Raw genomic sequence first — 25,146 nt, forward strand, 5'->3', positions numbered from 1 at the left:
CAGTACAATCATACAAACAAATAGACATGTTGCTCCGCCTGGCGGAGCCGCAGGCGAGTGTATTTCGCAACCACGCGGCGGCATTCAGCGCCGCGGCGAACGCGCCCGATACCGGTCGTAATCAGCGGTTGTCAGTCGTCGTTGGTAGCGTTGAGCTTCTCCGGCGGAATACCTTCATCGCCGGGTTCGCGTTTCGTGAGGCGCACTCCGTCACCGCCGATCGCGCAGTCGCCATCGCCGAGAAACGTGACGCCGAGGCGCTCGAGTGCGCCATGCAATGCCTGGAGGGCGGCGGCATCGACGGCCTTTCCGGTGATCGGCGATTCGCATTGCAGGATGACGAAAGCGGAGACGCCGCTTTCCGCCGACAATTCGTCGACACTGATGCCGAGAAGCGCCCTTGCAGCGCGGACCTGTGCAGGCGAGATCGTGTTCATCATCATGATCTACTATATGCCGCTGTGTCTTCCAAAATCAATTCGGTCGGCGGTGCGACGAGTTCCCGGTAGACCGAGAGCGTCCGGCTCACCATGACGTCGAGTCCGTAGCGTCCTGCCCGAGCCACAGCGCCGGCCGTCAGCCGCGCGCGGGTGGCGGGATCGCCGAGCGATACCATCGCTGCCGCCAGCTCTGCCGGGTCGTCGTCGTTGCCGACGAGAAGGCCGTTGACGCCGTCCTCGAGCACGGTCGTCACGCCGCCGACCTCGGTGAGGATGAGCGGCTTGCCGGCGGTCGCCGCCTCCAGCATGACATAGGACATCGCCTCGTAGCGGCTCGGCATCGCCAGCGCGTCGAAGGCCTGGATCGCTTCGTTTCCGGGAAGCTCGGCGGTGAGGCGGATGCGATCGGAAAGACCGGTTGCGGCAATCTGCCGGCGAAGTTCCGTTTCCATCTCCCCGGATCCGATCATCAGCAGGTAAGCCTGCGGCATCTGTGGTGCCATGCGTGCGAAGGCGGCGACCAGCCGTTCCGGCGCCTTTTGCGGCTGCAGGCGGCCGACGAAGCCGAAGACGACGGCCTCGTCGGGGATGCTCCAGCCGGCACGCAGTTCCGCGCGACGGTCGCTCGGAACCGGTGCGACGCCGTTGACGACGACGCGCAGTTTCTCGACCGGGATGCCGAGCGAGATCGCATGATCGTATTCGCTGTTGGAGACGCAGATCACGCGCTCGCTGAGATGACGGCCGAGAAAGCGCTCGACCGCGCCGTAGACGAGCCGCCCCTTGCTGCCGAGCGTTGGGTCCATGGTGCGGAAGGCATGTGGCGTATAGACCCGGGGCGCATGGCGTCCCGGCAGCCGCAGGCGCGTGAGCGCGCCGGCCTTGGAACTGTGGCCGTGGATGATGTCGAAGGGACCTTTACGTGCGATGACCTTGCGCAACTGCCACCAGGCGGCCGCGTCCCAGGGGCCGACGGCGCGCTGCATCGGAAGGGCGATGACGCGGTGAAGGTCGCGGGAGAGGAGGTCCTCGACGAAGCGGGCCTCCGCGCGCACCGGCGAGTAGACGGCGGTCACGGCATGGCCCTGCTTGGCGAGCCCGCCGCACAGGTCGATGAAGTGACGGCCCGATCCGCCGCCGCTCGGCTCCAGCACCTGGAGAACGGAGAGGGGGCGTCCCGGCTGATGTGGCGCGGCGGTCAAATCATTCGCCTTCCGAGGCTTTTCTGGTGGCGCCGCTCGAGCGCTCCGCATCCCCAGACGATGCCGAGCAGCAGGTAGAAATGGCGCCAGTGGTCGATATCGATGACGTTGCCGATTGCCGCATGGCCGATGATGGTGATCCAGGCGATCATCAGATGCGGTTGCCACAGGCGGTCGCGCAGCAGGAAGCGGAAACCGATCCGCAGCGTCCAGAGGATCAGAAGGATGAAGGTGACGAAGCCGAGCCAGCCGTAGCTCGTCAGCGTCTTCAGCCAGATATTGTGCTCGTCTTCCGGAAAGATCGTGCTGAAGACCATCGGCCCGATGCCGAGCGGCCGCTCCATCGACATGAGGAAGCCGAGACGGTGACGCTCGAAACGGCCGAGATGGCCGCTGTCGTATTCCTGGATGCCGGTGCGGCTGAGGAACAGGTCGCGAACCTGCTCGACCTGCAGCGCGATGGCGAGAGCGAGTACGAGCACGACGACGGCGGCGATCGTCAGCATCAGGATTTTCAGCCGGAAGGCCCCGGTGCGCTCCTTGAGAAGCAGGATGAAGACCAGCGCGACGGCGGAGAACAGGAAGAGCGCCCAGGCGGCGCGCGAGAATGAGAGGAACACGCCGAGCGCCACCACCAGCAGGCCGGCGACCTTGAAGGGCGCGTCGACCAGGCGCCCGGTCAGAAGACCGTGGATCAGGTAGAGCGACGGGGCGATGAGGAAGGGACCGAAGACGTTCGGGTCCTGGAAGGCGCCCATGGCACGGTCGTAACGCGTGAAGACCTCGGCGCCCGGAAAGGCGTGGAAATAGCCGAGGATACCGAGCATGGACGTGACGATCGCCGCAACGACCCAGGCATCGAAGATCAGATTGAGACGCCGTGCATCATCCTCGATCACGGCCGCATAGAAGACCGCCGTGAGGGCGAGAAAGGTCGAAACGGCAAGATACATCGGCCCGTCACCGAGCTCCTGCATGACCGTCAGCGAGAGGATGCCGCCGACGTTGAAGACGAGAAGCAGCGCGAGCAGCGGCGCCGTTCCGCGGGAAATCCTAAGGCCAAAGAGGAACCAGAGGGCGATCTGCCCCACCATCCACAGTTCATGGGGCGCCGGCTCAGAGATGACGAAGCCCGAGAGGAACACGCCGACGGCGAGGCTCGCCGAGCCGATCAGCGACACCATCGCGGCGGACGAGGGCGGCCGCTGGCCGGCAAGGGCGTGGTTCGCGCTCAATAGGCGTTTTCCGTGTTGAGCAGCCGGAAAGGCGTCAGGAACAGGATCTTGAGATCGAGGAACAGCGACCAGTTCTCGATGTAATAGAGGTCGTAGGCGGTGCGCAGCTTGATCTTCTCGTCGGTATCGACCTCGCCGCGCAGGCCGTTGATCTGCGCCCAGCCGGTGACGCCGGGCTTGACGCGATGGCGGGCGAAGTAGCCTTCGACGATCTCGGAATATTTGCGCTCGCGGGTCTGCGCGAGCACGGCGTGCGGACGCGGTCCGACGAGCGACAGGTTGCCCTGCAGCACGTTGAAGAATTGCGGCAGTTCATCGATCGAGGATTTGCGCAGGAACCGTCCGACGGGGGTCACGCGCGGGTCGTTCTTCGTGACCGCCTGCCGGGCTGTCGGATCGCTCATTTCCGTGTACATCGAGCGGAACTTCAGGACGCGGATGATCTCGTTGTTGAAGCCGTGCCGCTCCTGGATGAAGAAGACCGGTCCCTTGGACGTCGCCTTGACCGCGATTGCGGCGGCCACCATCACCGGCCAGAGGAGGGCGAGAGCGAGCAGGCTGAAGGTGATGTCGAACAGCCGCTTGGCGACGGAATCCCAGTCGCGGATCGGCTTGTCCATGATGTCGAGCATCGGAACCGCGCCGACATGCGAATAGGCGCGCGGACGGAAGCGCAGGCTGTTCGAATGGGCCGCGAGGCGGATGTCGACGGGCAGAACCCAGAGCTTTCGCAGCAGTTGCAGGATACGTTCTTCGGCACTGAGCGGCAACGCGATGATCAGCATGTCGATGCGGGCGAGACGCGCGAATTCGACGAGTTCGGCGAAGGTGCCGAGCTTCGGATACCCCGCGACGACGGTCGGGGAGCGGGCGGTGCCGCGATCGTCGAAGATGCCGCAGATGCGGATGTCGTTGTCGGGCTGAATTTCGAGGGCACGGATCAGGTCCTTGGCCGGCTGGCCACCCCCGACGATGACCGCGCGGCGCTCCATGACGCCGTTGCGCGCCCACTGGCGGATCCGGAAGCCGAAGAGCACACGCTCAGCCAGCAGGAAGGCGCTGCCGACTGCGAACCACGCGATCAGCCAGTCGCCGAAGGCGAGCGTATGATCGCCGGCGAGGAAGAGGGCAAGGGCGGACACCACCATCGCCACCATGAACGATCCCCAGATCCGCGGAACGGAACGCAGCGGCGCCCTCAGCGCCGGGACCTGGTAGCTGTCCGCAATCTGCATCATGAGAACGGTGGCGCCGGAGGCAAGGACGATGATGGCGAGATCGGCCCAGAGGTTTGTCGTCGGTGCGTCCGCGGCGAAGTAGAGAGTCCCGAGACCGAGTGCAAGAAGGCCAAGGAATTCGAAGAGCCTCATCTGCCCGATGATGATCGCCGGCGAGTAATTTCCTTCGCTGAGATGGTTGGCGACCTGCCTGGCGAGCGCGTTGATGTGGCCGCTGTCCTCCGGCGCACCGGTAGCGTCGCCGCCGCTGCCCTGCGTGACCTTCCGGCGCAGTCTATCGATGTCGAATTGCTGATGCTTTTCCATCTGGTTCATCGCCGCCTTGGCTCCGTCGGCCACATTGTGGCAGGAAGGTCCTAAGAATCCTTTTAGGGCGTTCCTGTTGCTCCGTTTCGATACGCCACGGCTTCTCTTTGCGACAGTCTGGCTGCGTGGAATCCCGGAAATTTGACACCGATCATGGAAGCATGAGACGCATCGTGGCTGAAAAGGCGACAAGAGAAAAAGAGAGCGACGCCCAATGGACAAGAAGCACGCATTCAACATCGGCTATTTCCTGTTTGTCTTCACGCTCCTGCTGGCGTTCCAGGCCTGGCTCGGCTACCGCGACTATGCCCAACTCTCCTACAGTGAAATGATGCAGATGGCCGAGGACGGCCGGATCGCGTCGGTCACGCTCACGGAGACGAGGATCGAAGGCGAGTTCAAGGAGCCGCAGAACGGCAAGAAGTACTTCATCGCCAATCGCGTGGATCCGGCGATGGCCGCGATTTTCGAGAAGGCGGGCGTCAAGGTTTCGGGGGCGACAGACAGCAACTGGCTCACCACCCTTCTCTCGTGGGTCCTGCCTGTCATCGTCTTCTTCACGCTCTGGTCCTTCTTCTTCCGCGGGATCGCCGAGCGACAGGGCATGGGCGGCCTCATCAACATCGGCAAGTCGCGCGCGAAGATCTATCTGGAGCGCAAGACGGGGGTCACCTTCGACGACGTCGCAGGCATCGACGAGGCCGAGGCCGAGCTCCAGGAGATCGTCTCCTTCCTCAAGGACAAGGAGCGTTATGGACGGCTCGGGGCACGCATCCCGAAGGGCATTCTTCTGGTCGGACCGCCCGGCACCGGCAAGACCCTGATGGCGCGCGCGGTCGCGGGGGAGGCGGGCGTTCCGTTCTTCTCGATCTCCGGTTCGGAATTCGTGGAGATGTTCGTCGGCGTCGGTGCGGCGCGCGTGCGCGACCTCTTCGAACAGGCCCGTGCCGCCGCCCCGTGCATCATCTTCATCGACGAGCTCGACGCGCTCGGACGAGCGAGAAACTCCTTCGGCGGGTTCGGTGGCAACGACGAGAAGGAGCAGACGCTGAACCAGCTGCTCGCAGAACTCGACGGTTTCGACCCGCGTGTCGGGATCGTCCTGCTCGCGGCGACCAACCGGCCCGAGATCCTCGACCCGGCGCTGATGCGTGCCGGCCGTTTCGACCGCCAGGTGGTGATCGACCGCCCGGACCGCAAGGGCCGCGAGGCGATCCTCAAGGTCCACATGAAAGGCGTCCTGATCGACGAGAATGTCAGCGTTGACGACATCGCCGGCCTGACGCCGGGCTTCACCGGCGCCGATCTCGCCAATCTCATCAACGAGGCGGCGATCGTCGCCACCCGCCGCGGCGCGACGAAGGTCGCCATGGAGGATTTCGTCGCCGCCGTCGAGCGGATCATCGCCGGCTCCGAGCGGCGGAGCCGCATCCTGAACCCGGAGGAGCGCGAGCGTGTCGCCTACCACGAGATGGGTCATGCGCTGGTCGCGGCATCGCTCGAGCGCGCCGATCCGGTGCAGAAGGTCTCGATCATTCCCCGCTCGATCGGCGCCCTCGGCTACACCTTGCAGAGACCGACCGAGGACCGCTTCCTGATCACCGCCGGCGAACTGAAGGAGCGCATGGTGGCGCTGCTCGCCGGCCGCGCGGCGGAAGACCTGATCTTCGGCGAGATATCGACGGGGGCTGCCGACGACCTCGCCAAGGTGACCGACATCGCCCGCGAGATCGTCACCCGTTTCGGCATGGACGAGTCCGTCGGTCAGGCCGTCCTCGAGCCGCAGCGCATGCAGTGGCTGGACGACAGCCAGATGCGCATGCGCCCCAAGGACTATTCGGAAGCGACGGCGCGGGAAGTAGACCTTGCCATCCGCACGATGATCGAGAAGGCCTATGCCGAGGCCAAGCGTATCCTCAACGCCAGGATCGACCGGCTCAGGGAAGGGGCGAAGCTGCTGCTCGAGAAGGAAACCCTGACGCCCGACGACTACCCGCCGCTCGCCAAGGAGGCCGTTCCGGCGAAAGCCGGGAACTGAGGCGGACGCCGTTCAGATCGCAGCGAGCCGCTCGCGGTAGAAGCCGAGCATCTTCTCGGCCATGACGGAGGCTGAGAACTTCGCCTTGAAGGCCACGGGGTCCGGCATGACGGACTTCCCCCATCCGGGGGTCGTCAGCGCCTTCGCCATGACGCGGGCGAGGTCGGCCGCATCGCCCCATTCGGCCAGCGCTTCGCTGTCGGGGCCGAGAACCTCGGGGATGCCACCGACGCGCGAGGCAATCAGCGTCTTTCCGGCGGCCAGCGTTTCGAGCACGATGTAAGGCATGGATTCCGCCCGCGAGGGGACGACGACCATGTCCGACGTCGCAAAGGCGTCCTTTATCGGCATTGCCGGGAGGAGGCCGACGCGACGTCCGAGCCCCTTCTGTACGAGCGTGGTCTCGTACCTGTCGCGGTCCGGGCCGTCGCCGATGACAAGTGCCGACAGCGGCCGGCCGACGAGCCGCTCCGTGCGGGCGAAGGCGTCGATGAACAGGTCCGGCCCCTTCAGGTCGCGCAGCATGCCGACATAGATGTAGTCGACGCTGTCGGAGCGGGTGGGGATCGCCTCGAAGTCGGTATCGCTGATGCCGTTGTGGATCGTCCGCCAGTCACACCGGGGCTTCCCGACTTTTTCCTCGTAGGTCTGGCGTTCGAAGTCGCAGACGAAGACCAGTGCGTCGCCGAAGCGCTCGAGCAGTCGTTCGAGTGTGAAGATGCCCCACCCGGCGAAGGTCGCCGGCTCGTAGTGCAGGCTCCCGCCGTGCGGCGTATAGAAGCGGGCGACGCGATACCTTCGGACCCGCAGGGCTGAGCCGACGATGCGGACCAGAGCGCCGCCTTTGGCGCCGTGGCCGTGCAGGATGTCAGGCTGCAAGCTCTTTATTTCGTTGTAGCTGTTGCGGATGGCCGCGAGATCACGGAGGCCGACCGAACGGTGAATGGGTATGCGCCGGAGGCCGAGCGAGAGAAACGGCCGTATCTGTTCGAAGAGCCTCTCTTCATGCTCGCTGCCGGTCAGGCTGTCACAGACGATGCCGACCTCATGGCCGGCGCGGCTGTGCTGTTCGGCGAGATCGCGCACGTGACGGAAGATTCCGCCCACGGGTGATCGGAAGCAGTGAACGATGCGGAGCGGCGGACCTTCAGGCATGGATCAGAAGAGCCGTTCTCGCACATAGAGCGTGTCGCCCGCGAGGATCGGATCGGTGATCGGCACGCGGCCGGTCATGATCTCGCCGTTGACGTTGCGCGTAATGTCGACGTCCCTCTGGTTCGCCCTCGGGGTGAAGCCCCCGGCGACGGCGACGGCATTCTGAACCGTCATGCCGGGTACATAGGAATATTGGCCCGGCTGACCGACTTCGCCCATGATGAAGATCGACCGGTAGCGGTCGATCTCGATGCTGACGTCGGGATCGCGCAGATAGCCCTGACGAAGCTTCTGGGCGATCGTGCCTTCGAGCTGGGAGAGGGTCGAACCGCGGGCGGCGACCTGCCCGATCAGCGGGAAGGCGATGTAGCCGGCCTGATCGACCGTGTAGGTATTGGTGAGGTTGTCCTGTTCGAAGACCGTAATTCTCAGACGGTCGCCGCTGCCGAGGCGATAGGGTTCGATCGTCGACTCGTGGAAGGCTTTCGGCGCGGGCTGATAGCTGGTGCAGCCGGCAAGCGCCGCCAACGCCACGGCGAAGACGATAGACATGATCCGCTTTATGACAGCCAGTTCCATTGCGCTGTTCGCGCTCCCGAGTCGGTGCTTCCAAACTTCTCCCGTTATCCTTCGGTTAGGGTTAATGGCGGGTAAAGAAGTCGCGGCAGAATGGAGCACTGACGCGTCCGCTGGCCGGCGAGGTTAACTCTTGCGTTACCATAGTCGTTTACGTTTGGCCGAAATCCGGACCGGGAGTGCAGTATGTCGAGCGTAGGCAGCAGTCGTCAGGACGAGGATATCGATCTTGCCCAGTTGTTCCGTGCCGTCTGGCAGCGGAAGGGGCGGATCCTTGCCGCGACGGCGCTCGCCGCGGGCCTCGCATTCGTCGCGGCGAATGCCATCTCTCCGCGTTACAAGGGCGAAACGCGCATCCTGATCGAGGTGCGCGAGCCGAATTTCATGGGGCAGGGCGCAAACAGCGCCGACCTGCAGCCGCTTCTCGACGAACTGAACATCGCAAGCCAGGTGCAGGTGCTGCGCTCGGTCGATCTCATCAAGCAGGTCGCCCGCGACCTGAAGCTCTACGAGCGGGAGGAATTCGATCCAGTCGCCAGCCCTTCGGCGGTCGACGAACTCCTGGTTCTCGTGGGACTGAAGAAGAATCCGCTGGAACGCGCGCCGGAAGATCGTGTCGTCGACACATTCCTCGAAAAGCTCTCCGTCTACCAGGTCGAGCGTTCGCGCGTGATCGCCGTCGCCTTCACCTCCAAGGATCCGGAGCTTGCCGCTGCGATCCCGAACGCGATGGTCGACGTCTATCTCTCCCTGCAGCGTGGCGCCAAGCTGGACTCGAACTCGCAGGCCGCCCGGTGGCTTGAACCAGAGATCGCCAATCTTCGCGAGAAGGTGAAGGAGGCCGAGCAGAAGGTCGCCGATTATCGCGCCGCCCACGATATCGTGCAGACCACCGAAAACGATACGTTTTCCGGCCAGCAGCTGAACGACATCTCGGCCGAACTCGCCCGCGTGCGCAGCGAAATGGCGGACGCGGAGGCCAAGGCCGAGAACGTGCGCGCAGCACTCGCCGCCGGCCGTCCCGCCGACATGATCGACGCCGTCGCCAGCAATGCGACGATCCAGCGGCTGAAGGAAAGCGAAGCCGGCATCCGCGCACAGATTTCCGAACTCTCGATCACGCTGCTCGACGGCCACCCGCGGATCAAGGCCTTGCGGGCGCAGGTCGCCGGCCTCCGCCAGCAGATCGCCTCGGAGGCGGCGTACGTCGCGGCAAGCCTCGAGAACGACGCGGGCGTCGCCCGGCTGCGCGAGAAGCAGCTCGTCGCCAAGCTCAACATGCTGAAGGCCGACTATGCTCAGGCAGATTCGAACCAGGTCGGCCTCCACGAACTCGAGCGCGAGGCGGCGGCTCAGCGGCAGCTTCTCGAAACCTATCTCGCCCGCTACCGCGAGGCGACCACCCGTCTGGAGAGCGCGGCGAGCCCGGCAGATGCACGTGTGATCTCCAAGGCGAGCGAGCCGATCGAACCCGATTTCCCGAAGGTGATCCCGATCACCATCGTTGCGGCTCTCGCCGTCCTGGTACTTTGCGTCGTCGTCGTCATGCTGACGGAACTCTTCAGCGGGCGCGCCTTCAAGCCCGCCAATGGCGGCGGCCCTGACGGAAGTCGTGACCGTGAACGGCCGCCGGAGCGCGAGCCTGATGCGTATGAGGAGCCTCGAACGGCGCGTCCCCGGCGAGATTTGCCCGCCAACCTGCTGTCGGTCGCACCCGATAGGGCCCTGACCGCCGAAATGGAAGAGGCACTCGATCTGCCTCCGGCCCCGGTCCCCGCGGTTGCGGCAGCCGTGGTGGAAGACAAGGACGAATTCTCGATCGAGTCCGTTGCAAGCTACCTGATGGCGAGCGGCGTGCGAACCGCACTCGCCATCTCGCCGACCGGCGACGACGGGTCGACCGCGACCGTCATGCTGGCCCGCGAAATTGCCGAGGGCGGTCGTCAGGTCGTGCTGATCGACATGACCGGGTCCGGATGCCCGACGACGCTGATGGCGTCGCGCAAGGACCTGCCGGGGATCACCGACCTCCTTTCGGGTACGGCCGCCTTCGGCGACACGATCCATCCCGACCGGTTGTCCTCCGCCCATATCGTGCCGAAGGGCACCTCCGATGTCCGCCGCGCCATGCGTGGCGCCGACCGTCTGTCGATGATCACCGATGCGCTGGCCGAGGCCTACGACCTCGTCATCGTCGAATGCGGGCCGGCCAATGCGGAAGGCGTGGCGCGGCTCACCCGCAGCCACCCGTACGAGATCATCCTCTCGGCACCCCGGCCGGACATGAAGGACCTCGCGGCGATCATGGACGAGTTCGAAAAGGTCGGTTACGCCGATCTGGTGCTGATGACGGCGGGTGGCCTTCAGGGCCGGGGCGAGCGCGAGCGCAGCGCCGCCTGACCCGAGCGGCGACTGCCGCCCGCGTCACTCGCCCGGTTCGGTCGCCAGTTCTCCGTCCGCGCGGGCACGAAAACGCTGGATGAAGGCGTAGAGCGCCGGGTGGCGCTTGATGGCCGCCTTCGTCCTCGTCACCAGCTGAAGTCCGGCCGAGGCGATGCGCCCCCTGGTTGAGACCGGCAGCAGGACGTCGTGCTGCACCGTCTCGGTCGTGCACCAGCGGCGCTTGTAGCACTGGTCCCCGACACCGAAATCGAAGATCGCAGTACCTTCACCGATCACCTTCTCGATCATCAGGAAGAAGAGCAGTTCGCCCGGGCTGGTGTCCGGGACCAGACGCTCATCGATCGAGCCGAACTGGCAGATGACATGATCGTTCTTGCGCGAGAGACCCGCAATCGCCGCGATCTTTCCCTCGTTCTCGCCCTTGAGGCGGATTGCGTGCAGTTGCAGCGGCGTATCGCAGCCATCCGGAGCGACCTGCAACAGGTTGCGGAAGAAGGCCTGAACGTCGTCGGGCCGGAAGACGTTCGGAAGGCCGTGCGCCTCGAAACGGACCGCCTTCTGGCGGAAGAAGAGGTCGATCAGCGCCGCCTTTTCCGCGTCGGTCTCAGCGACGACATGCTCGAAGCCACCATGCGCTTCCATCTTGCGGCACTGGTTGCGGTACATCTTGCGGCGGCGCTTGGCACTCAGCTGGCGTATCGTCGCTTCCATGTCCGCGGCGAGCGTCAGCTGGAAGGCATGGTTCTGGTTCTCGACGGATGGCAGCGCCGCAAACGGATGGCGTTCGCCGCGCCAGTCGAAGGGCATGTTCTGCAGCCAGACGAGATCGGCGCGCCCGTCGAGTGCCCGAACGATCGCTTCGGCTGCCGATCGGGCGACCTCCGTGCTGCAGTGATCACGGAAGGCGGGCGCGAAGAGCCCGTTGTTGATGTTGTTGAACGGTCCGGCGATGTAACGCGCGATGCGGACGGAGCGCATGGTGATGATTTCGAGCGGGAGGATGAAGCACGTCTCGCCGGCGATCGTGCCGCGCAGGACCGCAAGCGGATGGCCGTGGCTTCGTACCCAAGCGTTGCACCAGTCGTATCCCTGGTGCAGCGAGGTGAAGGAATCGCGTTGCAGCCGCCGCCATTCGCTTTCTAGCGGCTCCATACGATCGAAGACTTCGATTTTGAGATCCTCGGCGACGCCGATCGTCATGGTCCTGCCGGGCCCCACGACCCGCGACTTCTCCGGCGGCAAAGGTTCGGCAGCCATGCGGTGATTGTCAAGGATGGAGGCTTGCAAGGGATTTCTCCGGCACGGAAAATTCGTGCCGAACGCTAGTCCTTCGCCGTCCTACAAACACTTAAACGCGGCGCGCTGCGCGCAACTTCTACGGAATGCGGTTAGCAAGTGGTAACTTGACGTGGTGACGAAGGCCTATTTCCGGACGGGACCCGCCATCCACTTGATGATGAGCATGGCGGGAAGCACCCAGAGAAGGCCCGAAAGCAGGAAATAGATGAAATGGACCCACCAGGGTGAGGTCGCGAGCAATGCAGAGGCGATCGTGGTGGCGACCAGCGCGTAGAGAATGACGAGGCCGATGATCAGGATCGTCCCGATGAATGAACGCAGTTTCGCAGGCATTGTCACATGTCCTCTTTTCCCGATGCGTCCGCCGGCGGGGTGTTTGGGCACGAATGCCGGAGCGGTCGGCCGTCGCCACTATCCGGGGCTTGTTTTGCACAGGGAACTCGGGCAAATCAACAGCCGATGAGAGGAAGCGACATGGCAAGCACGACCAATCCTGTTGAAGCAAGTGTGCTCGAGACGATCGAGCGGGGAGAGAGGAACCGGCGGGCGATCCGCCTTTGGCTCGCCGTCGTGCTCTTTGCGCTCTTCTGTCTTGTGCTCGTCGGCGGAGCGACACGACTTACCGATTCGGGTCTCTCGATCACGGAATGGAAGCCGATCCACGGCGTCATCCCGCCGCTCAATGCCGAGCAGTGGGATGAGGAATTCCGCCTCTATCAGCGGATTCCCGAGTATGCGCAGATCAACAAGGACATGACCGTCGACGACTTCAAGCGGATCTTCTGGTGGGAATGGGCGCATCGGCTGATCGCCCGCGGCATCGGCGTGATCTTTGCCGTTCCGCTGTTCTTCTTCTGGGTGAGCGGCCGTATCGAGCGGCGTCTCAAGGGTCCGTTCCTCGGCATTCTGGCGCTCGGGGGCTTTCAGGGCTTCATCGGCTGGTGGATGGTTTCTTCCGGCCTTGCCGAGCGCGTTGACGTCAGCCAGTACCGGCTCGCGACCCATCTCGTGATGGCGTGCCTGATCTTCTCGTTGTGCATGTGGATCATGCGCGGGCTTGCACCGCATTCCAATGACGAGCCGCCGACGGGCAATTCCCGCACCTGGGCGGCGGCGATCGCGATCCTCGCCTTCTTCCAGATCTATCTCGGCGCACTGGTCGCGGGGCTCGACGCCGGCCTTGCCTATAACACCTGGCCGTTGATGGACGGCGCGATCATCCCGGGCGATCTGTTCGTCCAGCAGCCGGCCTGGATCAATCTCTTCGAAAACCCGAAGACCGTGCAGTTCGTTCACCGCATCGGCGCCTATGTGCTCTTCGCCGCCGCGCTCGCGCACATGATCGGATCGCTGCGGGCGGCACCGGATACGACCCACGCACGGCGCTCGGTCGTGCTCTTCCTGCTGATCACGGTTCAGGCGGCGCTCGGCATCACCACGCTGCTCACGCAGGTGCAGCTTCATGTCGCGCTCGCCCATCAGGCGGGCGCGCTGATTGTGCTCGGCTTTGCGGTCGCCCACTGGCGGGGCTTCGTCGGCGCCTATCCGCCGCAAGTGGCGATCGCCGTCCGCGACTGACGATCGCCGCCAATATCAACCGAAGCGGTAGCCCGAATAGGGCTTGCCGCGAAATTCGCCGCGGAACATGTGGCGGCCGGCATCCGTTCCGGCCGCGCCGACTGCGACGAACAGCGGAACCAGATGGTCGTGGTCCGGCACATGGCAGGCGAGCGCGTCGGGGTTTCGGTCCCAGGTCGCGAGCCGTGCTGCGCGTTCACCTGGATCGGCGATCTCGACCGTCTCGGACAGCCAGTCGTCGAAGCGGACCGCCTGTTGCCTGTGTTCCGGCGTGTCGCGGAAGAACATCCGCATATTGTGGTAGCTCATGCCGGAGGCGACGATCAGAACACCTTCGTCACGCAGCGGCTCGAGTGCCTTGCCGATCGCCACGTGGCTCTCGACGTCGAGCGTGTTTTTCAGCGAAATCATCACCACCGGCACGTCGGCATCGGGATAGGCGACCATCAGCGGCACGAAGACGCCGTGGTCGAAGCCGCGGGTAGCATCCTCTGCGGCCGGAATGCCGGCCTTCTCGAGAAGCGCCTTCGCCCGCAGCGCCACCTCGGGCGAACCGGCAGCCGGGTAGCTCAATCGATAGGTTTCCTCCGGAAAACCGGAATAGTCGTAGAGCATTCCGGGATGTGCCGCCGTCGAGACGGTCGGAACCGGCTCGCTTTCCCAGTGGCCGGAGACGACGAGGATGGCCTTCGGACGACGGCCGATCTCCGCATCGAGGCCTTTCAGGAAGGCATCAAGATCGCCCCAGGGCTTCTTGCCGTCGGGACCTGCCGGGAAGTCCATGAACGGCCAAGGGCCGCCGCCATGGGGAATGAAATAGACCGGAAAACGTTCGCTGCTCATGTTGCGCCTCATCTGTTGCTGGATGAGATATAGCGATCGGCGGTCGTCGCGACGATCCGTCGTTCCGGCGACGAATTGTTCGACGTTTTCGAACACAAACTCGTCGTGTCGGAATATGCTGTGAACGATGCCGCGTGAGCGCTCCGGGCGGTTACTCCGGCTTGTGGCAAACCGCCTCGATGTTGTGCCCGTCCGGATCGAGCACGAATGCGGCATAATAGTCCGGATGGTAATGCGGCCGCAGTCCCGGTCCGCCATTGTCCCGCGCCCCGGCCGCTATCGCCGTTCGGTAGAAGGCATCGACGGCCGCACGGTTCGGTGCGGTGAAGGCGATGTGCACTTGGCCCGTGCTGCGTCCGCCGGTGCCGATCCAGAAGGACGGCTCACCGGCGGAGCCGTAGCCGGCGCCCTCGTAGGTGCCGCCGGTCTCTTCCGCCGTCACCGCCATCACGCAGGAGGCGCCGATCGACGGCATGATGGCGTCGTAGAAGGCTTTCGACTTGGGATAGTCCGAAACGGAAAGTCCGACATGGTCGAGCATCGTGAACTCCTTTTCGTCGTTGCGATGCCCGTCGGTTTCGTCAGGCCGAGAGCATCAGGTCCATGTTCTGCACCGCCGCCCCCGAGGCACCCTTGCCGAGGTTGTCGAGCAGGGCAACGAGATTGACGTGGGCGCCGCCGGGCGTGCCGAAGACGAAGAGCTTCATCGTATCCTGCCCCACCAGTTCCTCGGCGTCGACGCGGGCAAGTGCGGCACTCTCCTCGAGCGAGACGACGCTGACGATATTCTGGCCGGCATAGTGCTCCACGAGGCCGGTGTGGATCGTTTCGATCGTGGTCCCTTCCTTCAGGTCGTCGAGGAAGAGCGGCACCTGGACGATCATGCCCTGGGCGAAGCGGCCGACGGAAGGGGAGAAGAGCGGCGCGCGGTCGAGAAGGCCATGCACCTTCATCTCGAGAACGTGTTTGTGCTTCAGGGTGAGGCCGTAGAGAAAATTGTTGGCGCTGATCGCGTCGGGACGGCTCTGGTCTTCCATCTGGGCGATCATCTGCTTGCCGCCGCCTGTATAACCCGAGACCGCGTTGACCGTCACCGGATAGCCGTCCGGCAGGATGCCGGCAGCTCTCAGCGGCCGGATGAGGCCGATGGCGCCGGTCGGATAGCAGCCGGGATTGGAGACATAGCGGGCGGAGCGGATCTTCTCCTTCTGCGCCTTGTCCATCTCGGCAAAGCCGTAGGCCCAGTCCGGATGGGTCCGGAAGGCCGTCGAGGCGTCGAGCAGCCGCACATTGTTGTTGGCTGCCGTCATCTCATAGGCCTGCTTCGAGGCGTCGTCCGGCAGGCAGAGGATCGCGATGTCGGCGCTGTTGAGCAGGTCCTCCCGCATCTTCTCATTGCGCCGTTCCGATTCCGGGATCGACAGCAGCTCGATGTCGCGACGAGCGGCCAAGCGCGTGCGGATCTGCAGACCCGTGGTGCCGTGTTCGCCGTCGATGAAGATCTTCGCTGCCATTTTTCTTGTCCTGTCAGAGCTTTGGATGAGAGTGCGGACTCTGTTTGTGAGTGTGTTGAATCAATATGTCAGGCGCGTGTCGCAAGCTTTTCCGCGCGCAGACCGAGCATATACATCGCAACCGTTGCGCCAGCAATGGCGGTGATGTCGGCGTGGTCGTAGGCCGGCGCCACTTCCACGATGTCCGAGCCGCGGATGTCGAGGGCGCCGAGCTTGCGCAGCACCGAGAGCATCTTCGCCGACGACGGCCCGCCTGCGACCGGCGTGCCCGTTCCGGGCGCATAGGCTGGATCGAGGCAATCGATGTCGAAGGTCAGATAGCAGGGCCGGTCTCCGACACGGGAGAGGATCGCGTCGGCGATCGCCTGGGCGCCCATGTCCTCGACTTCCCAGCCGTGGATGATGCGGATACCGAAATCCTCCGGCGCGTGGGTGCGGATGCCGATCTGGATCGAACGCGTCGGATCGATGACGCCCTCGCGTACCGCCCGGCAGACGAAGGAACCATGGTCGATCCGCTTGCCGTCGTCGTCCCAAGTGTCCTGATGCGCGTCGAAATGGACGAGCGCCAGCGGCCCGTGCTTCGCCGCATGTGCCTTCAGGAGCGGCCACGTGACGAAGTGGTCGCCGCCGAGGCCGAGCAGATAGGCACCCGACGCGATGATCTTCGCGGCTTCCTTCTCGATCAGGGCAGGGGTCTTCTGGTGATTGCCGTAGTCGAGCAACACGTCGCCGTAATCGATGACGGCCATCTGCTCGAACAGGTCGCGCGCGAAGGGATACTGCGGATCGTTGTCGAAGATCGCCGAGGCCCGGCGGATCGCCTGCGGCCCGAAGCGCGCACCCGGCCGGTTGGAGACGGCTGCGTCGAAGGGAATGCCGAGCACCACGGCGTCGACGTCCTTGAGCGACTTGCTGTACTTGCGGCGCATGAAGGAAAGGATGCCGGCATAGGTCGGGTCGGTCGCCGCCGAGGTGAGGGAGGACGCGGTCAGCGCGTGATCGATCGTCTTCTTGGCCATGAAATGGTCTCCTTGCGGCAAGTAAATCGCGGTGCTGCGGCGCGATATTACGGCCGAAGCCGGCGATTGCCAGAGGTTTTTGCGCTGGGGAGAAGATCCGGGCCTGCCAGGGCTGTTTGAGCGCGCGTGACCCGCGGATGGCCAGCAGGAAGCCGCGAATGCGCGGCCTCCCGATTCGCAGACCCGTCTGTCAGAACTTGTAGGTCAGCTTCGCCGAGACGGTGGAAACCTTGCCGTCGACGTCCTGACCGGACGCGCTGTCGCCGTTGAGGCCGCGGAAGGTATATTCGGCGCCGATCACCACATTCTCGGTCAGGGCAAAGTCGATGCCGCCGCCGACATTGTAGCCGTGCAGGTCGAAATCGTCGCCGTCTTCGTCGAACCGAGCGTAGCTGTAGCCGCCGGCCACGTAGAACAGGGCACGGTCCATGGAAAAGCCCGCGCGCGCCTTGACGTCGACGAGGGTCTTATAGGTGTAGTCGGGGTAGCCGCTTTCCTGCATGCGGCCGAACTGGGCGCTCAGTTCAGCGCCGAGGACGAAACTGTCCCACTGTTGGTTGTAGCCGATCACGCCACCGCCAAAGGCGGCGCCGTCGAGGTCGTAATGCCCGTCCAGCGACCAGTCATTCTCGCCGAAGCCGTAGGAGCCGATGGCGCCAAGATAGAAGCCGCTCCAGTCATAAGCCGCGGGCTGTGCCGGCTCGGCCGTCACGTCGGCGGCCTGGACCGCGAACGATCCCATCGCCAGAACGCCAATTGCGCCAATAAGTCTGAAGACGCCGTGCATTGCACTCTCCTGCCCCTGGGGACGACCGTGGTCGATGGTGCATATGATATGTTGCAAATATTAGAGATATGCACGCGGAATTGTGGTGCTAGGGCCAACAGACAGGAGAATTCAGGCGGCCTGTGGGAAGTCCGCATCACGTCATGGGTGGGCAGGGCGGGGAGTGCCGCAAAACAAAAAAGGCGGAGCCGAAGCCCCGCCCTTTCCAAATTCCGAAATCCGGAAGCGATTAACGCTTGGAGAACTGGAACGAACGACGGGCCTTGGCCTTGCCGTACTTCTTGCGTTCGACGACGCGGCTGTCGCGGGTCAGGAAGCCGCCCTTCTTCAGGACCGAGCGCAGGCCCGGCTCGAAGTAGGTGAGCGCCTTGGAGATGCCGTGACGAACGGCACCGGCCTGGCCGGAGAGGCCGCCGCCGGTGACGGTGGCGACGACGTCGAACTGACCCGTGCGGGCAGCGGCGACGATCGGCTGCTGCAGGATCATCTGCAGGACCGGACGGGCGAAATAGGTCGCGAATTCACGGCCGTTGATGGTGATCTTGCCGGTGCCCGGCTTGACCCATACGCGGGCGATAGCGTTCTTGCGCTTGCCGGTCGCATAGGAGCGGCCGAGCGAATCGACCTTGCGGACGTGAACCGGAGCAGCAGCTGCTTCCTGGGTCGTGCCGAGGTCCTTCAGGGAAGAGAGATCAGCCATTATCAGGCGCTCCTTACGTTCTTGCTGTTCAGCTTGGCCACGTCGAGAGCGACCGGCTGCTGCGCTTCATGGGGATGGTTGGAGCCGGCGTAGACGCGCAGGTTCTTCATCTGGCGACGGCCGAGCGGGCCACGCGGAATCATGCGTTCGACGGCCTTTTCGAGGACGCGTTCCGGGAAACGGCCTTCGAGAATGGCGCGAGCGGTGCGTTCCTTGATGCCGCCCGGATAACCGGTGTGCCAGTAGTACTTCTTGTCGGAGTACTTCTTGCCGGTGAAAACGACCTTGTCGGCATTGATGACGATGACGTTGTCGCCGTCGTCAACGTGGGGGGTATAGGTGGCCTTGTGCTTGCCACGCAGGCGCATGGCGATGAGGGTGGCGAGACGACCGACAACGAGGCCTTCGGCATCGATGAGGATCCACTTCTTCTCCACCTCTGCAGGCTTCTGAACGAAAGTAGACATCTTTCTTCACTTTCCGTTTTGGAACCCCTCTACGCGAGCCGCGTCAGGGGCGTTTCTTGTTGCTTGGTTTCGTGAGCCCGAAGGCCCCGAAAAAGAATGCAGCCCGAAAGGGCCGCAGACTGGGCAGGCTTATACTGTGCGGGGCGGAGCTGGTCAAGACAGCTGCTTTTGGCAGCTTCAGAATTTCATGCGTAGAATCAATTAGATATCTATATGGTAAAATAATACCACACAATTTGCTGTTGTTTTGTGAGCGGTTGCCGGCCGAACGTTACGGCTGGGTCCCCCTCGGCGGGATCGAATAGGTGGCCGTGGCCTGGGCGATCAGCGTCTCCGGGTCGCCCTGATGGAGAAGGGCGTCGACGACGGCCAGCCGCTTGCCGAGCTTCAGGATGCGGCAGTCGCAGGTAATCGGCTCCGGCTTCGGCAGCCGCAGGAAATTGATGTTGAGACTCGTCGTGACGGCGAGCGCCACCGGTCCGATATGGGCGAGGATCGCCACATAGGCGGCGACGTCGGCGAGCGCGAACATCGACGGGCCGGAGACGGTTCCGCCCGGACGCAGGTGCCGGTCGGTCGGGTCGAACCGCATGGTGGCGCTGCCGGGTGCAATCGCGGTGACAGTGAAGACGCGGCCGTCGGTGTGGATTTGCGGGAAGTCCGTCTCCAGGAAGGCGGAAATCTCCTCGACGGTCATGACAGGCTGCATGGCGGGTTCCGTCTGGTTCGGTTGCGGTCAAAGAGCCTCTGGTGCTCCGCTGCGTTTTTATGGCAGGCTTCGGCCACGATGCAAACACGACGAAGGGAGAGGTCATGTCCGAAGTTGTGCCGTTGAGGAGAGAGGGAGGCGAGGAGCGGCGCGGGCCGATTCTCGTCGATTTCGCCGACGGGGTCTTGCGCCTGACGCTCAGCAATCCGCCGGCGAACGTTCTGTCGATCGCCCTTATGGAAGCAATGATGGCGGAACTCGACAAGGCTGCCGCCGAGAAGGCGGTGCGCGTCGTGGTGATCGCTGCCGCCGGCAAGCTCTTCTCCGCCGGCCACGATCTCAAGGAAATGACTGCGCATCGCAGCGATCCGGACCGTGGTCGTGCCTTCTTCGACAGGACCATGCGCCTCTGCGCTGCCTTGATGCTGAAGATCACCCATCTGCCGAAGCCGGTCATCGCCGAGATCGACGGACTGGCGACCGCAGCCGGCTGCCAGCTCGTCGCATCCTGCGATCTTGCCGTCTGTACCGACACGTCTCGGTTCTGCACGCCGGGCGTCAACATTGGGCTCTTCTGCTCGACGCCGATGGTTGCCGTCAGTCGCGCCGCCCACCGCAAGCAGGCTATGGAAATGCTCCTGACGGGCGAGACGATCGACGCCTCGACCGCAAAGGACTTTGGCCTCGTCAACCGGGTCGTGCCGATGCAGTATCTCGGCCAGGTGGTCGCGAAATATGCGGCCGTCATCGCCTCGAAGTCGCCGCTGACGCTGAAGATCGGCAAGGAAGCCTTCTACCGCCAGATCGAGATGCCGCTTGAGGAGGCCTACGACTATACCGCACGGGTAATGGTGGAAAACATGCTGGCCCGGGACGCCGAGGAGGGGATCGGGGCCTTCCTCGACAAGCGCCATCCGGAATGGAAGGGAGAATAGCGGCGTCGCAAACCGACGCGTCCGCAGTGCCGGAGCCGGGCCTGGGTGTGCGAACCGATGGTTGAAATTGACGATTGTCAAAAGTTGTTGAATTTTAGATGTTTACGAATAAGAGTCATCTAATATGATAATGAACGAACGGAATACATAGCAGGAACGAAACGTACTTCAGATCGTGCGAAAGGGGGCGTATCATGACATTGGAGCGGCGCATTTCGATCATTACGCTCGGCGTCGAGGATCTGCAGCGCAGCACCGCCTTCTACGAGCGACTCGGTTGGTTGCGATCACCGGCCTCGCAGGAGGCCATCACCTTCATAAAGCTCAAGGGAACCGTGCTGGCGCTTTTCTCGCGGGAGGCGCTTGCGGCGGATGCGGGCGTGCCGCCCGGCGCCGGCGGCTTCTCGGGTGTGACGCTGGCGCAGAATGTGGAAAGCCCGGCGGAGGTCGATCGGGTCATCGATTTCGCCGTGTCCTGTGGAGCAAGCCTGGTGAAATCACCCCGGAAGGTCTTCTGGGGCGGCTATTCTGGATATTTCGCCGATCCGGACGGCCATCTCTGGGAAGTGGCGCATAACCCCTTCTTCCCTCTCGATGAAGAAGGACACCTTGCCTTGCCCGATTGACGGGGCGGTCCCCGGGGTCGCCTCGGGGGCCGCATCCGCACGTGGCGCCCGCACCGTCAGCACGGGGTTGCCACACGCAAACGCCCGACACGCTATCGGGCGGTCATTGGTGCGTGGGGCTGTTCGGCTGCTGATCCCTCTGCTCATGCTGGGGAGCCCGCTCACGGTCCGGCACGCATGTCAGAACCGGGCAGGACCGAAGGTCACGGCTCGGGACGCTGACGCGCTTGGTGATTTCGTTCGGCTTGCAGAACTGGCGGCTCGAGACATAGGTGTTGTAGAGCATGTGTCCCGGCAGACGTGGTGACGGATAGGCGAGAATAACGGTTCCGCCGGCGTGAACCGTATCCTGCACCTGCGCGCAGGTCATGGAGGTGGAGGTATATTTGGGCAGCGCGAAGGCCGACGTGGCCAGGGCGACGAGTGGAATGGCAAGCAACAGCGGTCTCATCTTCGTCTTCCTTTCAGACGTCTCGATGTTTGTCATGCGCAGTCTGGAATAGCAGTGCCCGAATATTTTCATTATAGTTTAGAAAACAAGAATAAGCTAATAAAAAAGAGGAAAGAAAGGAGCCACGCGCTCATGAATCACGACCGATACGACGATGCCTACATCTCCGACATTCTGACCAGGACGCGGACGATTGCGCTTCTCGGCGCATCGCCCAACGCGGCCAGGCCGAGCCACGGTGTCATGCGTTTCCTGCTCTCCCGGGGCTACAAGGTCATTCCCGTCAACCCGGGGCAGGCGGGCAAGGAAATCCTAGGTCAGCCCGTGGTCGGACGGCTCGCCGAAATCCGGGAGCCGGTCGACATGATCGATGTCTTCCGCGCCGCCGAGCATCTCGATGCCGTCGTCGACGAGGTGCTTCAGATGAAGCCGCTGCCCAAGGTGCTCTGGGGGCAGCTGACCGTTCGCGACGACGCCGCAGCCGGGAGGGCCGAGGCCGCCGGGATCAAGGTCGTTATGGACCGTTGCCCGGCAATCGAAATTCCCCGCCTCGGTCTCTAGTGCTGCCGGACCTCGGGGATCGCCCGCAGCACGTTGAGGTCATCCGAATTGGCGCAGTAGTCGACGAATTCCGTCGGTGCCGTCCCGTCCTTCAGGTCGGTGCGGCACTGGCGTTTGGCATGGCAACGTGAACAGTTGATCTGCATGTCGCGGAAAAGGGCGCGGAAGCGAAGCTCGACCTCGGTCGGGTCGATGAGCAGCGCCCGCATCATCTTCGGCATCTCGTCGGCCGCGTGCGGGCCGGCCTTGGCGAGTTCGACGAGCTGATCGGGTGATATGCCGCAGTCATGGGCGATCTCGCTTATCGTCTTCTCGTCGAGCGCGGCGATTATTTCGGCTTCGCTCGCCCCTTCCCAGCCTCTCGCGATCCATTCGACGATCCTGGCAAGCGGCCCGCGGGAATGGTCGTTCGTTGTTTGGCCCATGGCAAACCTCCATCGTTTGTTGTGATGATCTGCCGCGACGGTGGAGTTGCATTGATTTCGATCAACATTCGTCGATCCTGCCGCCTTGCGGGAATGAAGAAATCGCGATTAACTCGCGCCGGCAGCCGTTGAGACGGACTGAATTCCAGAAAAGGGAGGCTTGAATGCCCGACAGAAACCCGGGATTTTCGACTTTGGCGGTGCATGCGGGAGCGCAACCGGATCCTGCGACCGGCGCCCGGATCACCCCCATCTACCAGACGACGGCCTACGTCTTCAACGACGCGGACCATGCGGCAGCGCTCTTCGGGCTGAAGCAGTTCGGCAATATCTACACCCGCATCATGAACCCCACCCAGGCGGTGCTTGAAGAACGGGTGGCTGCTCTCGAAGGCGGTACCGCCGCCCTCGCGGTCGCGTCGGGCCACGCCGCGCAGATGCTCGTCTTCCACACGATCATGCAGCCGGGTGACAACTTCGTTGCGGCGAGGAAGCTCTACGGCGGCTCGATCAACCAGTTCGGCCATGCCTTCAAGAGCTTCGGCTGGCAGGTCCGCTGGGCCGATCCGGCCGAGCCGGAAAGCTTCGAGGCGGAGATCGACGATCGCACGCGGGCGATTTTCATCGAGAGCCTCGCCAATCCCGGCGGCACCTTCGTCGACATCGCCGCAATCGCCGCAGTCGCCCGCAAGCACGGCCTGCCGCTGATCGTCGACAACACCATGGCGACGCCGTATCTCCTGCGGCCGCTGGAGCACGGTGCCGACATCGTCGTCCACTCGGCGACCAAATTCCTCGGCGGGCACGGCAATTCCATGGGCGGCATCATCGTCGACGGCGGCACGTTCGACTGGTCGAAGTCCGGCAATTATCCGGCCCTCTCGGCACCGCGCACGGAATATGGTGGTGTGGTTCTGCACCAGGCCTTCGGCAATTTCGCCTTCGCCATCGCTTGCCGTGTGCTCGGCCTGCGCGACCTCGGCCCGGCGATCGCGCCGATGAATGCCTTCCTTATCCTGACCGGGATAGAAACCTTGCCGCTGCGCATGCAACGTCACTGCGACAACGCACTGAAGGTCGCAACCTGGCTGAAGCAGCATCCGAAGGTCGCGTGGGTGAACTATGCCGGCCTCGACAGCGACCCGAACCATGCGCTCCAGCAGCGCTATTCGCCGAAGGGTGCGGGCGCGGTCTTCACCTTTGGCGTGAAGGGCGGCTATGCCGCCGGCAAGGCGCTGGTCGAAGGGCTGCAGCTCTTCTCCCACCTCGCCAACATCGGCGACACCCGTTCGCTCGTCATCCATCCGGCGTCCACGACCCATGCCCAGCTCACCGAGGCACAGCAGATTGCCGCCGGCGCCGGCCCTGACGTGGTGCGGCTCTCGATCGGCATCGAGGACGCGGCCGACATCATCGCCGACCTCGAGCAGTCGCTCGCCAAGGTCTGACAGGCAGCAAGAAACGCCGCGCCCGGGGGGGCACGGCGCAGGGTGATGATTCATGAGCCATATGCTCGCATTCGACATATCCGCCGTCGAGCCGGAGGAGGGGGCGCCCGCCCCCGACCGGCTGATTTCGGGCGATCCGCATTTCCTCACCTGGAACCTCGAGGAGGCGGAGGGTGGCGTCTACGCCGGCGTCTGGCAATCGACGCCGGGCAAGTGGCGCATCCTCTATGACGAGTGGGAGTATTTTCACGTCCTCGAAGGGCATTCGATCGTCACGGAAGACGGCGGCGAGCCGACCCATCTCAAGGCCGGCGACAGGATGATCCTGAGACCGGGTTTCAGGGGCACGTGGGAAGTCGTTGAAACGACTCGCAAGGACTACGTGATCCGTCTCTGAGTGGAGGGACCGGCCCGATCGTTGCCGGGCCGGCCGGATTTCACGCCGCTGCGCCGGTCTTGCGCTCGGCTTCCGCCTGGTGTTCGGCCGCAAGTACCGCATCCTCTGCCGTAACCCGCCGGTAGGCGTCACGCGCGGTCATCAGGTCGATGTAGCGACGGAAGACCGGTCGATCCGACACCAGCCCGAACGTCGTCGTCCAGTGAAGCGCCATGCCCCAGAGCAGGTCGACGGCGGTCATGCGATCTCCGAGGAGATAGGGGCCTGCCTTCAGTGCGTCCTCCAGCGCGTCCAGCATCTCGTCGTAGCTGCTGTACGGTGTTTCGTTCTGGCTTCCCGGTTCGCGCTGCAGGTAGCGGTCGATTACGGCCGGCTCAAAGCAGTTGCCGTAAAACACCATCCAGCGGAGATAGGTCCCGCGGTCCGGGTCGTCGATGGCGGGCGCGAGGCCCTTATCCGCGAAGAGATCGGCGAGGTAGAGGTAGACCGCCGCCTGTTCGGTGACGAGCGTCCCGTTGTGCAGGATGGCCGGAACCTTGCCCATCGGATTGATCGCGAGATAGTCGGGCTGCCGCTGTTCGCCAGCCTTCATGTTGAGAACGTGCAGTTCATAGGGGACGCCGAGCTCTTCGAGAAGCACGCGCGCGCCGGTGGCGCGGGTCTGCGGTGCGTAGAAGAGGGTGATCGGTGCGCGCTTGGTCATATGCTTTCTCCTTCACTGTTTGAAGCAATGACGGCAGTGTGGCGCACCATACCTGTCAGTTTTTGTCATGTTGGTTTAGGATAATCGC

27 protein-coding genes are annotated in these 25,146 nt (G+C 63.7%); 8 read left to right on the forward strand and 19 right to left on the reverse strand.

The genetic code is table 11. From position 1 onward, the window contains the following. Window positions 1-131: 131 nt before the first annotated feature. Genes ACM6UT_RS04445 through ACM6UT_RS04460 form a run of 4 tightly spaced genes read right to left on the reverse strand, consistent with a single transcriptional unit; the run spans window position 132 to window position 4,430 of the window. Window positions 132-440, reverse strand: coding sequence for a hypothetical protein (locus tag ACM6UT_RS04445; RefSeq protein WP_416796158.1), 309 nt, complete (start codon window positions 438-440; stop codon window positions 132-134). Beyond that, complete coding sequence (locus tag ACM6UT_RS04450; protein WP_416796159.1) at window positions 440-1,642, reverse strand: glycosyltransferase family 4 protein; 1,203 nt, start codon at window positions 1,640-1,642, stop codon at window positions 440-442. Before ACM6UT_RS04450 ends, ACM6UT_RS04445 begins: the two co-directional genes overlap by 1 nt. Further along, window positions 1,639-2,877: an O-antigen ligase family protein gene (locus tag ACM6UT_RS04455; RefSeq protein WP_416796160.1), complete on the reverse strand. Its 1,239-nt coding sequence runs from the start codon at window positions 2,875-2,877 to the stop codon at window positions 1,639-1,641. Before ACM6UT_RS04455 ends, ACM6UT_RS04450 begins: the two co-directional genes overlap by 4 nt. Further along, a complete protein-coding gene (locus ACM6UT_RS04460; protein WP_416796161.1) occupies window positions 2,874-4,430 on the reverse strand; it encodes an undecaprenyl-phosphate glucose phosphotransferase in 1,557 nt (518 codons plus the stop codon). Before ACM6UT_RS04460 ends, ACM6UT_RS04455 begins: the two co-directional genes overlap by 4 nt. 205 nt (window positions 4,431-4,635) lie before the next feature. On the opposite strand from ACM6UT_RS04460, the gene ftsH reads away from it, so the two are divergent. Next, window positions 4,636-6,459: an ATP-dependent zinc metalloprotease FtsH gene (gene ftsH, locus ACM6UT_RS04465; RefSeq protein WP_416796162.1), complete on the forward strand. Its 1,824-nt coding sequence runs from the start codon at window positions 4,636-4,638 to the stop codon at window positions 6,457-6,459. Window positions 6,460-6,471: 12 nt separating this feature from the next. Here the strand turns inward: ftsH and ACM6UT_RS04470 are convergent, their stop codons facing one another. After that, window positions 6,472-7,614, reverse strand: a complete 1,143-nt coding sequence (locus ACM6UT_RS04470) for a glycosyltransferase family 4 protein (RefSeq protein WP_416796163.1) — start codon at window positions 7,612-7,614, stop codon at window positions 6,472-6,474. Window positions 7,615-7,617: 3 nt separating this feature from the next. Beyond that, the gene (locus ACM6UT_RS04475) at window positions 7,618-8,193 is read right to left on the reverse strand and encodes a polysaccharide biosynthesis/export family protein (RefSeq protein ID WP_416796164.1); all 576 of its coding nucleotides are present in this window, start codon (window positions 8,191-8,193) and stop codon (window positions 7,618-7,620) included. Window positions 8,194-8,376: 183 nt separating this feature from the next. Here ACM6UT_RS04475 and ACM6UT_RS04480 point away from each other — a divergent pair, with 183 nt between their 5' ends. After that, the gene (locus ACM6UT_RS04480; RefSeq protein ID WP_416796165.1) at window positions 8,377-10,590 is read left to right on the forward strand and encodes an exopolysaccharide transport family protein; all 2,214 of its coding nucleotides are present in this window, start codon (window positions 8,377-8,379) and stop codon (window positions 10,588-10,590) included. Between the two features lie 24 nt (window positions 10,591-10,614). Here ACM6UT_RS04480 and ACM6UT_RS04485 read toward each other — a convergent pair whose 3' ends face one another. Together ACM6UT_RS04485 and ACM6UT_RS04490 are read right to left on the reverse strand one after the other, a co-directional pair. Beyond that, window positions 10,615-11,880 carry a GNAT family N-acetyltransferase gene (locus ACM6UT_RS04485; RefSeq protein ID WP_416796166.1) on the reverse strand — a complete coding sequence of 422 codons (1,266 nt, stop codon included), beginning with the start codon at window positions 11,878-11,880 and terminating at the stop codon, window positions 10,615-10,617. Window positions 11,881-12,015: 135 nt separating this feature from the next. Next, window positions 12,016-12,225 (reverse strand): DUF2842 domain-containing protein, encoded by a 210-nt coding sequence (locus ACM6UT_RS04490; RefSeq protein WP_416796167.1) that lies wholly within the window; start codon window positions 12,223-12,225, stop codon window positions 12,016-12,018. A gap of 141 nt (window positions 12,226-12,366) precedes the next feature. Between ACM6UT_RS04490 and ACM6UT_RS04495 the strand changes: the two genes are divergently transcribed. Next, window positions 12,367-13,470 (forward strand): COX15/CtaA family protein, encoded by a 1,104-nt coding sequence (locus ACM6UT_RS04495; protein WP_416796168.1) that lies wholly within the window; start codon window positions 12,367-12,369, stop codon window positions 13,468-13,470. 15 nt (window positions 13,471-13,485) lie between these two features. Here ACM6UT_RS04495 and ACM6UT_RS04500 read toward each other — a convergent pair whose 3' ends face one another. From ACM6UT_RS04500 to ACM6UT_RS04535, 8 genes are all read right to left on the reverse strand, one after another. Next, window positions 13,486-14,313, reverse strand: a complete 828-nt coding sequence (locus ACM6UT_RS04500) for a DODA-type extradiol aromatic ring-opening family dioxygenase (protein WP_416796169.1) — start codon at window positions 14,311-14,313, stop codon at window positions 13,486-13,488. Window positions 14,314-14,464: 151 nt separating this feature from the next. Continuing rightward, a complete protein-coding gene (locus tag ACM6UT_RS04505) occupies window positions 14,465-14,854 on the reverse strand; it encodes a VOC family protein (RefSeq protein ID WP_416796170.1) in 390 nt (129 codons plus the stop codon). 40 nt (window positions 14,855-14,894) lie between these two features. Further along, window positions 14,895-15,827, reverse strand: coding sequence for an N-acetyl-gamma-glutamyl-phosphate reductase (argC, locus tag ACM6UT_RS04510; RefSeq protein WP_416796171.1), 933 nt, complete (start codon window positions 15,825-15,827; stop codon window positions 14,895-14,897). Between the two features lie 68 nt (window positions 15,828-15,895). Further along, complete coding sequence (gene speB / locus ACM6UT_RS04515; RefSeq protein WP_416796172.1) at window positions 15,896-16,849, reverse strand: agmatinase; 954 nt, start codon at window positions 16,847-16,849, stop codon at window positions 15,896-15,898. A gap of 190 nt (window positions 16,850-17,039) precedes the next feature. Beyond that, window positions 17,040-17,636, reverse strand: a complete 597-nt coding sequence (locus tag ACM6UT_RS04520; protein WP_416796173.1) for an outer membrane protein — start codon at window positions 17,634-17,636, stop codon at window positions 17,040-17,042. A 229-nt stretch (window positions 17,637-17,865) separates the two neighbouring features. Next, on the reverse strand, window positions 17,866-18,336 hold the full coding sequence (gene rpsI / locus ACM6UT_RS04525) for a 30S ribosomal protein S9 (protein WP_416796174.1): 471 nt from the start codon (window positions 18,334-18,336) through the stop codon (window positions 17,866-17,868). Between the two features lie 2 nt (window positions 18,337-18,338). Beyond that, window positions 18,339-18,803 (reverse strand): 50S ribosomal protein L13, encoded by a 465-nt coding sequence (rplM, locus tag ACM6UT_RS04530; RefSeq protein ID WP_112687076.1) that lies wholly within the window; start codon window positions 18,801-18,803, stop codon window positions 18,339-18,341. Between the two features lie 271 nt (window positions 18,804-19,074). Further along, complete coding sequence (locus ACM6UT_RS04535; RefSeq protein WP_416796175.1) at window positions 19,075-19,512, reverse strand: PaaI family thioesterase; 438 nt, start codon at window positions 19,510-19,512, stop codon at window positions 19,075-19,077. 104 nt (window positions 19,513-19,616) lie between these two features. Here ACM6UT_RS04535 and ACM6UT_RS04540 point away from each other — a divergent pair, with 104 nt between their 5' ends. Beyond that, complete coding sequence (locus ACM6UT_RS04540; protein WP_416796176.1) at window positions 19,617-20,447, forward strand: enoyl-CoA hydratase; 831 nt, start codon at window positions 19,617-19,619, stop codon at window positions 20,445-20,447. A 194-nt stretch (window positions 20,448-20,641) separates the two neighbouring features. Next, on the forward strand, window positions 20,642-21,073 hold the full coding sequence (locus tag ACM6UT_RS04545; RefSeq protein ID WP_416796177.1) for a VOC family protein: 432 nt from the start codon (window positions 20,642-20,644) through the stop codon (window positions 21,071-21,073). Between the two features lie 103 nt (window positions 21,074-21,176). Here ACM6UT_RS04545 and ACM6UT_RS04550 read toward each other — a convergent pair whose 3' ends face one another. Continuing rightward, the gene (locus ACM6UT_RS04550) at window positions 21,177-21,524 is read right to left on the reverse strand and encodes a hypothetical protein (RefSeq protein ID WP_416796178.1); all 348 of its coding nucleotides are present in this window, start codon (window positions 21,522-21,524) and stop codon (window positions 21,177-21,179) included. A 132-nt stretch (window positions 21,525-21,656) separates the two neighbouring features. Between ACM6UT_RS04550 and ACM6UT_RS04555 the strand changes: the two genes are divergently transcribed. Further along, a complete protein-coding gene (locus ACM6UT_RS04555) occupies window positions 21,657-22,085 on the forward strand; it encodes a CoA-binding protein (protein ID WP_416796179.1) in 429 nt (142 codons plus the stop codon). Here ACM6UT_RS04555 and ACM6UT_RS04560 read toward each other — a convergent pair. Further along, on the reverse strand, window positions 22,082-22,510 hold the full coding sequence (locus ACM6UT_RS04560) for a DUF6455 family protein (protein WP_416796180.1): 429 nt from the start codon (window positions 22,508-22,510) through the stop codon (window positions 22,082-22,084). The two genes, ACM6UT_RS04555 and ACM6UT_RS04560, sit on opposite strands and share 4 nt — an antisense overlap. A 164-nt stretch (window positions 22,511-22,674) precedes the next feature. On the opposite strand from ACM6UT_RS04560, the gene ACM6UT_RS04565 reads away from it, so the two are divergent. Both ACM6UT_RS04565 and ACM6UT_RS04570 read left to right on the forward strand, forming a co-directional pair. Further along, complete coding sequence (locus ACM6UT_RS04565) at window positions 22,675-23,958, forward strand: O-acetylhomoserine aminocarboxypropyltransferase (protein WP_416796181.1); 1,284 nt, start codon at window positions 22,675-22,677, stop codon at window positions 23,956-23,958. A gap of 52 nt (window positions 23,959-24,010) precedes the next feature. Next, window positions 24,011-24,355 carry a cupin domain-containing protein gene (locus ACM6UT_RS04570; RefSeq protein ID WP_416796182.1) on the forward strand — a complete coding sequence of 115 codons (345 nt, stop codon included), beginning with the start codon at window positions 24,011-24,013 and terminating at the stop codon, window positions 24,353-24,355. A 40-nt stretch (window positions 24,356-24,395) separates the two neighbouring features. Here the strand turns inward: ACM6UT_RS04570 and ACM6UT_RS04575 are convergent, their stop codons facing one another. Further along, entirely contained in the window at window positions 24,396-25,058 is a 663-nt protein-coding gene (locus tag ACM6UT_RS04575) for a glutathione S-transferase family protein (RefSeq protein WP_416796183.1), read from the reverse strand. Window positions 25,059-25,146 lie beyond the last annotated feature (88 nt).

It is taken from the genome of Ciceribacter azotifigens, assembly GCF_048159625.1.
GTDB classification, from domain to species: Bacteria; Pseudomonadota; Alphaproteobacteria; order Rhizobiales; family Rhizobiaceae; genus Allorhizobium; species Allorhizobium azotifigens.

Excerpts from the sequence above, each read along its gene's own strand:
- argC (WP_416796171.1), bottom strand. The coding sequence starts at position 15,827 with ATGGCAGCGAAGATCTTCATCGACGGCGAACACGGCACCACGGGTCTG.
- ACM6UT_RS04470 (WP_416796163.1), bottom strand. The coding sequence starts at position 7,614 with ATGCCTGAAGGTCCGCCGCTCCGCATCGTTCACTGCTTCCGATCACCC.
- ACM6UT_RS04480 (WP_416796165.1), top strand. The coding sequence starts at position 8,377 with ATGTCGAGCGTAGGCAGCAGTCGTCAGGACGAGGATATCGATCTTGCC.
- ACM6UT_RS04520 (WP_416796173.1), bottom strand. The coding sequence starts at position 17,636 with ATGCACGGCGTCTTCAGACTTATTGGCGCAATTGGCGTTCTGGCGATG.
- ACM6UT_RS04575 (WP_416796183.1), bottom strand. The coding sequence starts at position 25,058 with ATGACCAAGCGCGCACCGATCACCCTCTTCTACGCACCGCAGACCCGC.
- ACM6UT_RS04550 (WP_416796178.1), bottom strand. The coding sequence starts at position 21,524 with ATGAGACCGCTGTTGCTTGCCATTCCACTCGTCGCCCTGGCCACGTCG.
- ACM6UT_RS04490 (WP_416796167.1), bottom strand. The coding sequence starts at position 12,225 with ATGCCTGCGAAACTGCGTTCATTCATCGGGACGATCCTGATCATCGGC.
- ftsH (WP_416796162.1), top strand. The coding sequence starts at position 4,636 with ATGGACAAGAAGCACGCATTCAACATCGGCTATTTCCTGTTTGTCTTC.
- ACM6UT_RS04540 (WP_416796176.1), top strand. The coding sequence starts at position 19,617 with ATGTCCGAAGTTGTGCCGTTGAGGAGAGAGGGAGGCGAGGAGCGGCGC.
- speB (WP_416796172.1), bottom strand. The coding sequence starts at position 16,849 with ATGGCCAAGAAGACGATCGATCACGCGCTGACCGCGTCCTCCCTCACC.
- ACM6UT_RS04500 (WP_416796169.1), bottom strand. The coding sequence starts at position 14,313 with ATGAGCAGCGAACGTTTTCCGGTCTATTTCATTCCCCATGGCGGCGGC.
- ACM6UT_RS04555 (WP_416796179.1), top strand. The coding sequence starts at position 21,657 with ATGAATCACGACCGATACGACGATGCCTACATCTCCGACATTCTGACC.
- ACM6UT_RS04570 (WP_416796182.1), top strand. The coding sequence starts at position 24,011 with ATGAGCCATATGCTCGCATTCGACATATCCGCCGTCGAGCCGGAGGAG.
- ACM6UT_RS04460 (WP_416796161.1), bottom strand. The coding sequence starts at position 4,430 with ATGAACCAGATGGAAAAGCATCAGCAATTCGACATCGATAGACTGCGC.
- rplM (WP_112687076.1), bottom strand. The coding sequence starts at position 18,803 with ATGTCTACTTTCGTTCAGAAGCCTGCAGAGGTGGAGAAGAAGTGGATC.
- ACM6UT_RS04560 (WP_416796180.1), bottom strand. The coding sequence starts at position 22,510 with ATGGGCCAAACAACGAACGACCATTCCCGCGGGCCGCTTGCCAGGATC.
- ACM6UT_RS04475 (WP_416796164.1), bottom strand. The coding sequence starts at position 8,193 with ATGGAACTGGCTGTCATAAAGCGGATCATGTCTATCGTCTTCGCCGTG.
- ACM6UT_RS04565 (WP_416796181.1), top strand. The coding sequence starts at position 22,675 with ATGCCCGACAGAAACCCGGGATTTTCGACTTTGGCGGTGCATGCGGGA.
- ACM6UT_RS04495 (WP_416796168.1), top strand. The coding sequence starts at position 12,367 with ATGGCAAGCACGACCAATCCTGTTGAAGCAAGTGTGCTCGAGACGATC.
- ACM6UT_RS04505 (WP_416796170.1), bottom strand. The coding sequence starts at position 14,854 with ATGCTCGACCATGTCGGACTTTCCGTTTCGGACTATCCCAAGTCGAAA.
- ACM6UT_RS04535 (WP_416796175.1), bottom strand. The coding sequence starts at position 19,512 with ATGCAGCCTGTCATGACCGTCGAGGAGATTTCCGCCTTCCTGGAGACG.
- ACM6UT_RS04545 (WP_416796177.1), top strand. The coding sequence starts at position 20,642 with ATGACATTGGAGCGGCGCATTTCGATCATTACGCTCGGCGTCGAGGAT.
- rpsI (WP_416796174.1), bottom strand. The coding sequence starts at position 18,336 with ATGGCTGATCTCTCTTCCCTGAAGGACCTCGGCACGACCCAGGAAGCA.
- ACM6UT_RS04445 (WP_416796158.1), bottom strand. The coding sequence starts at position 440 with ATGATGAACACGATCTCGCCTGCACAGGTCCGCGCTGCAAGGGCGCTT.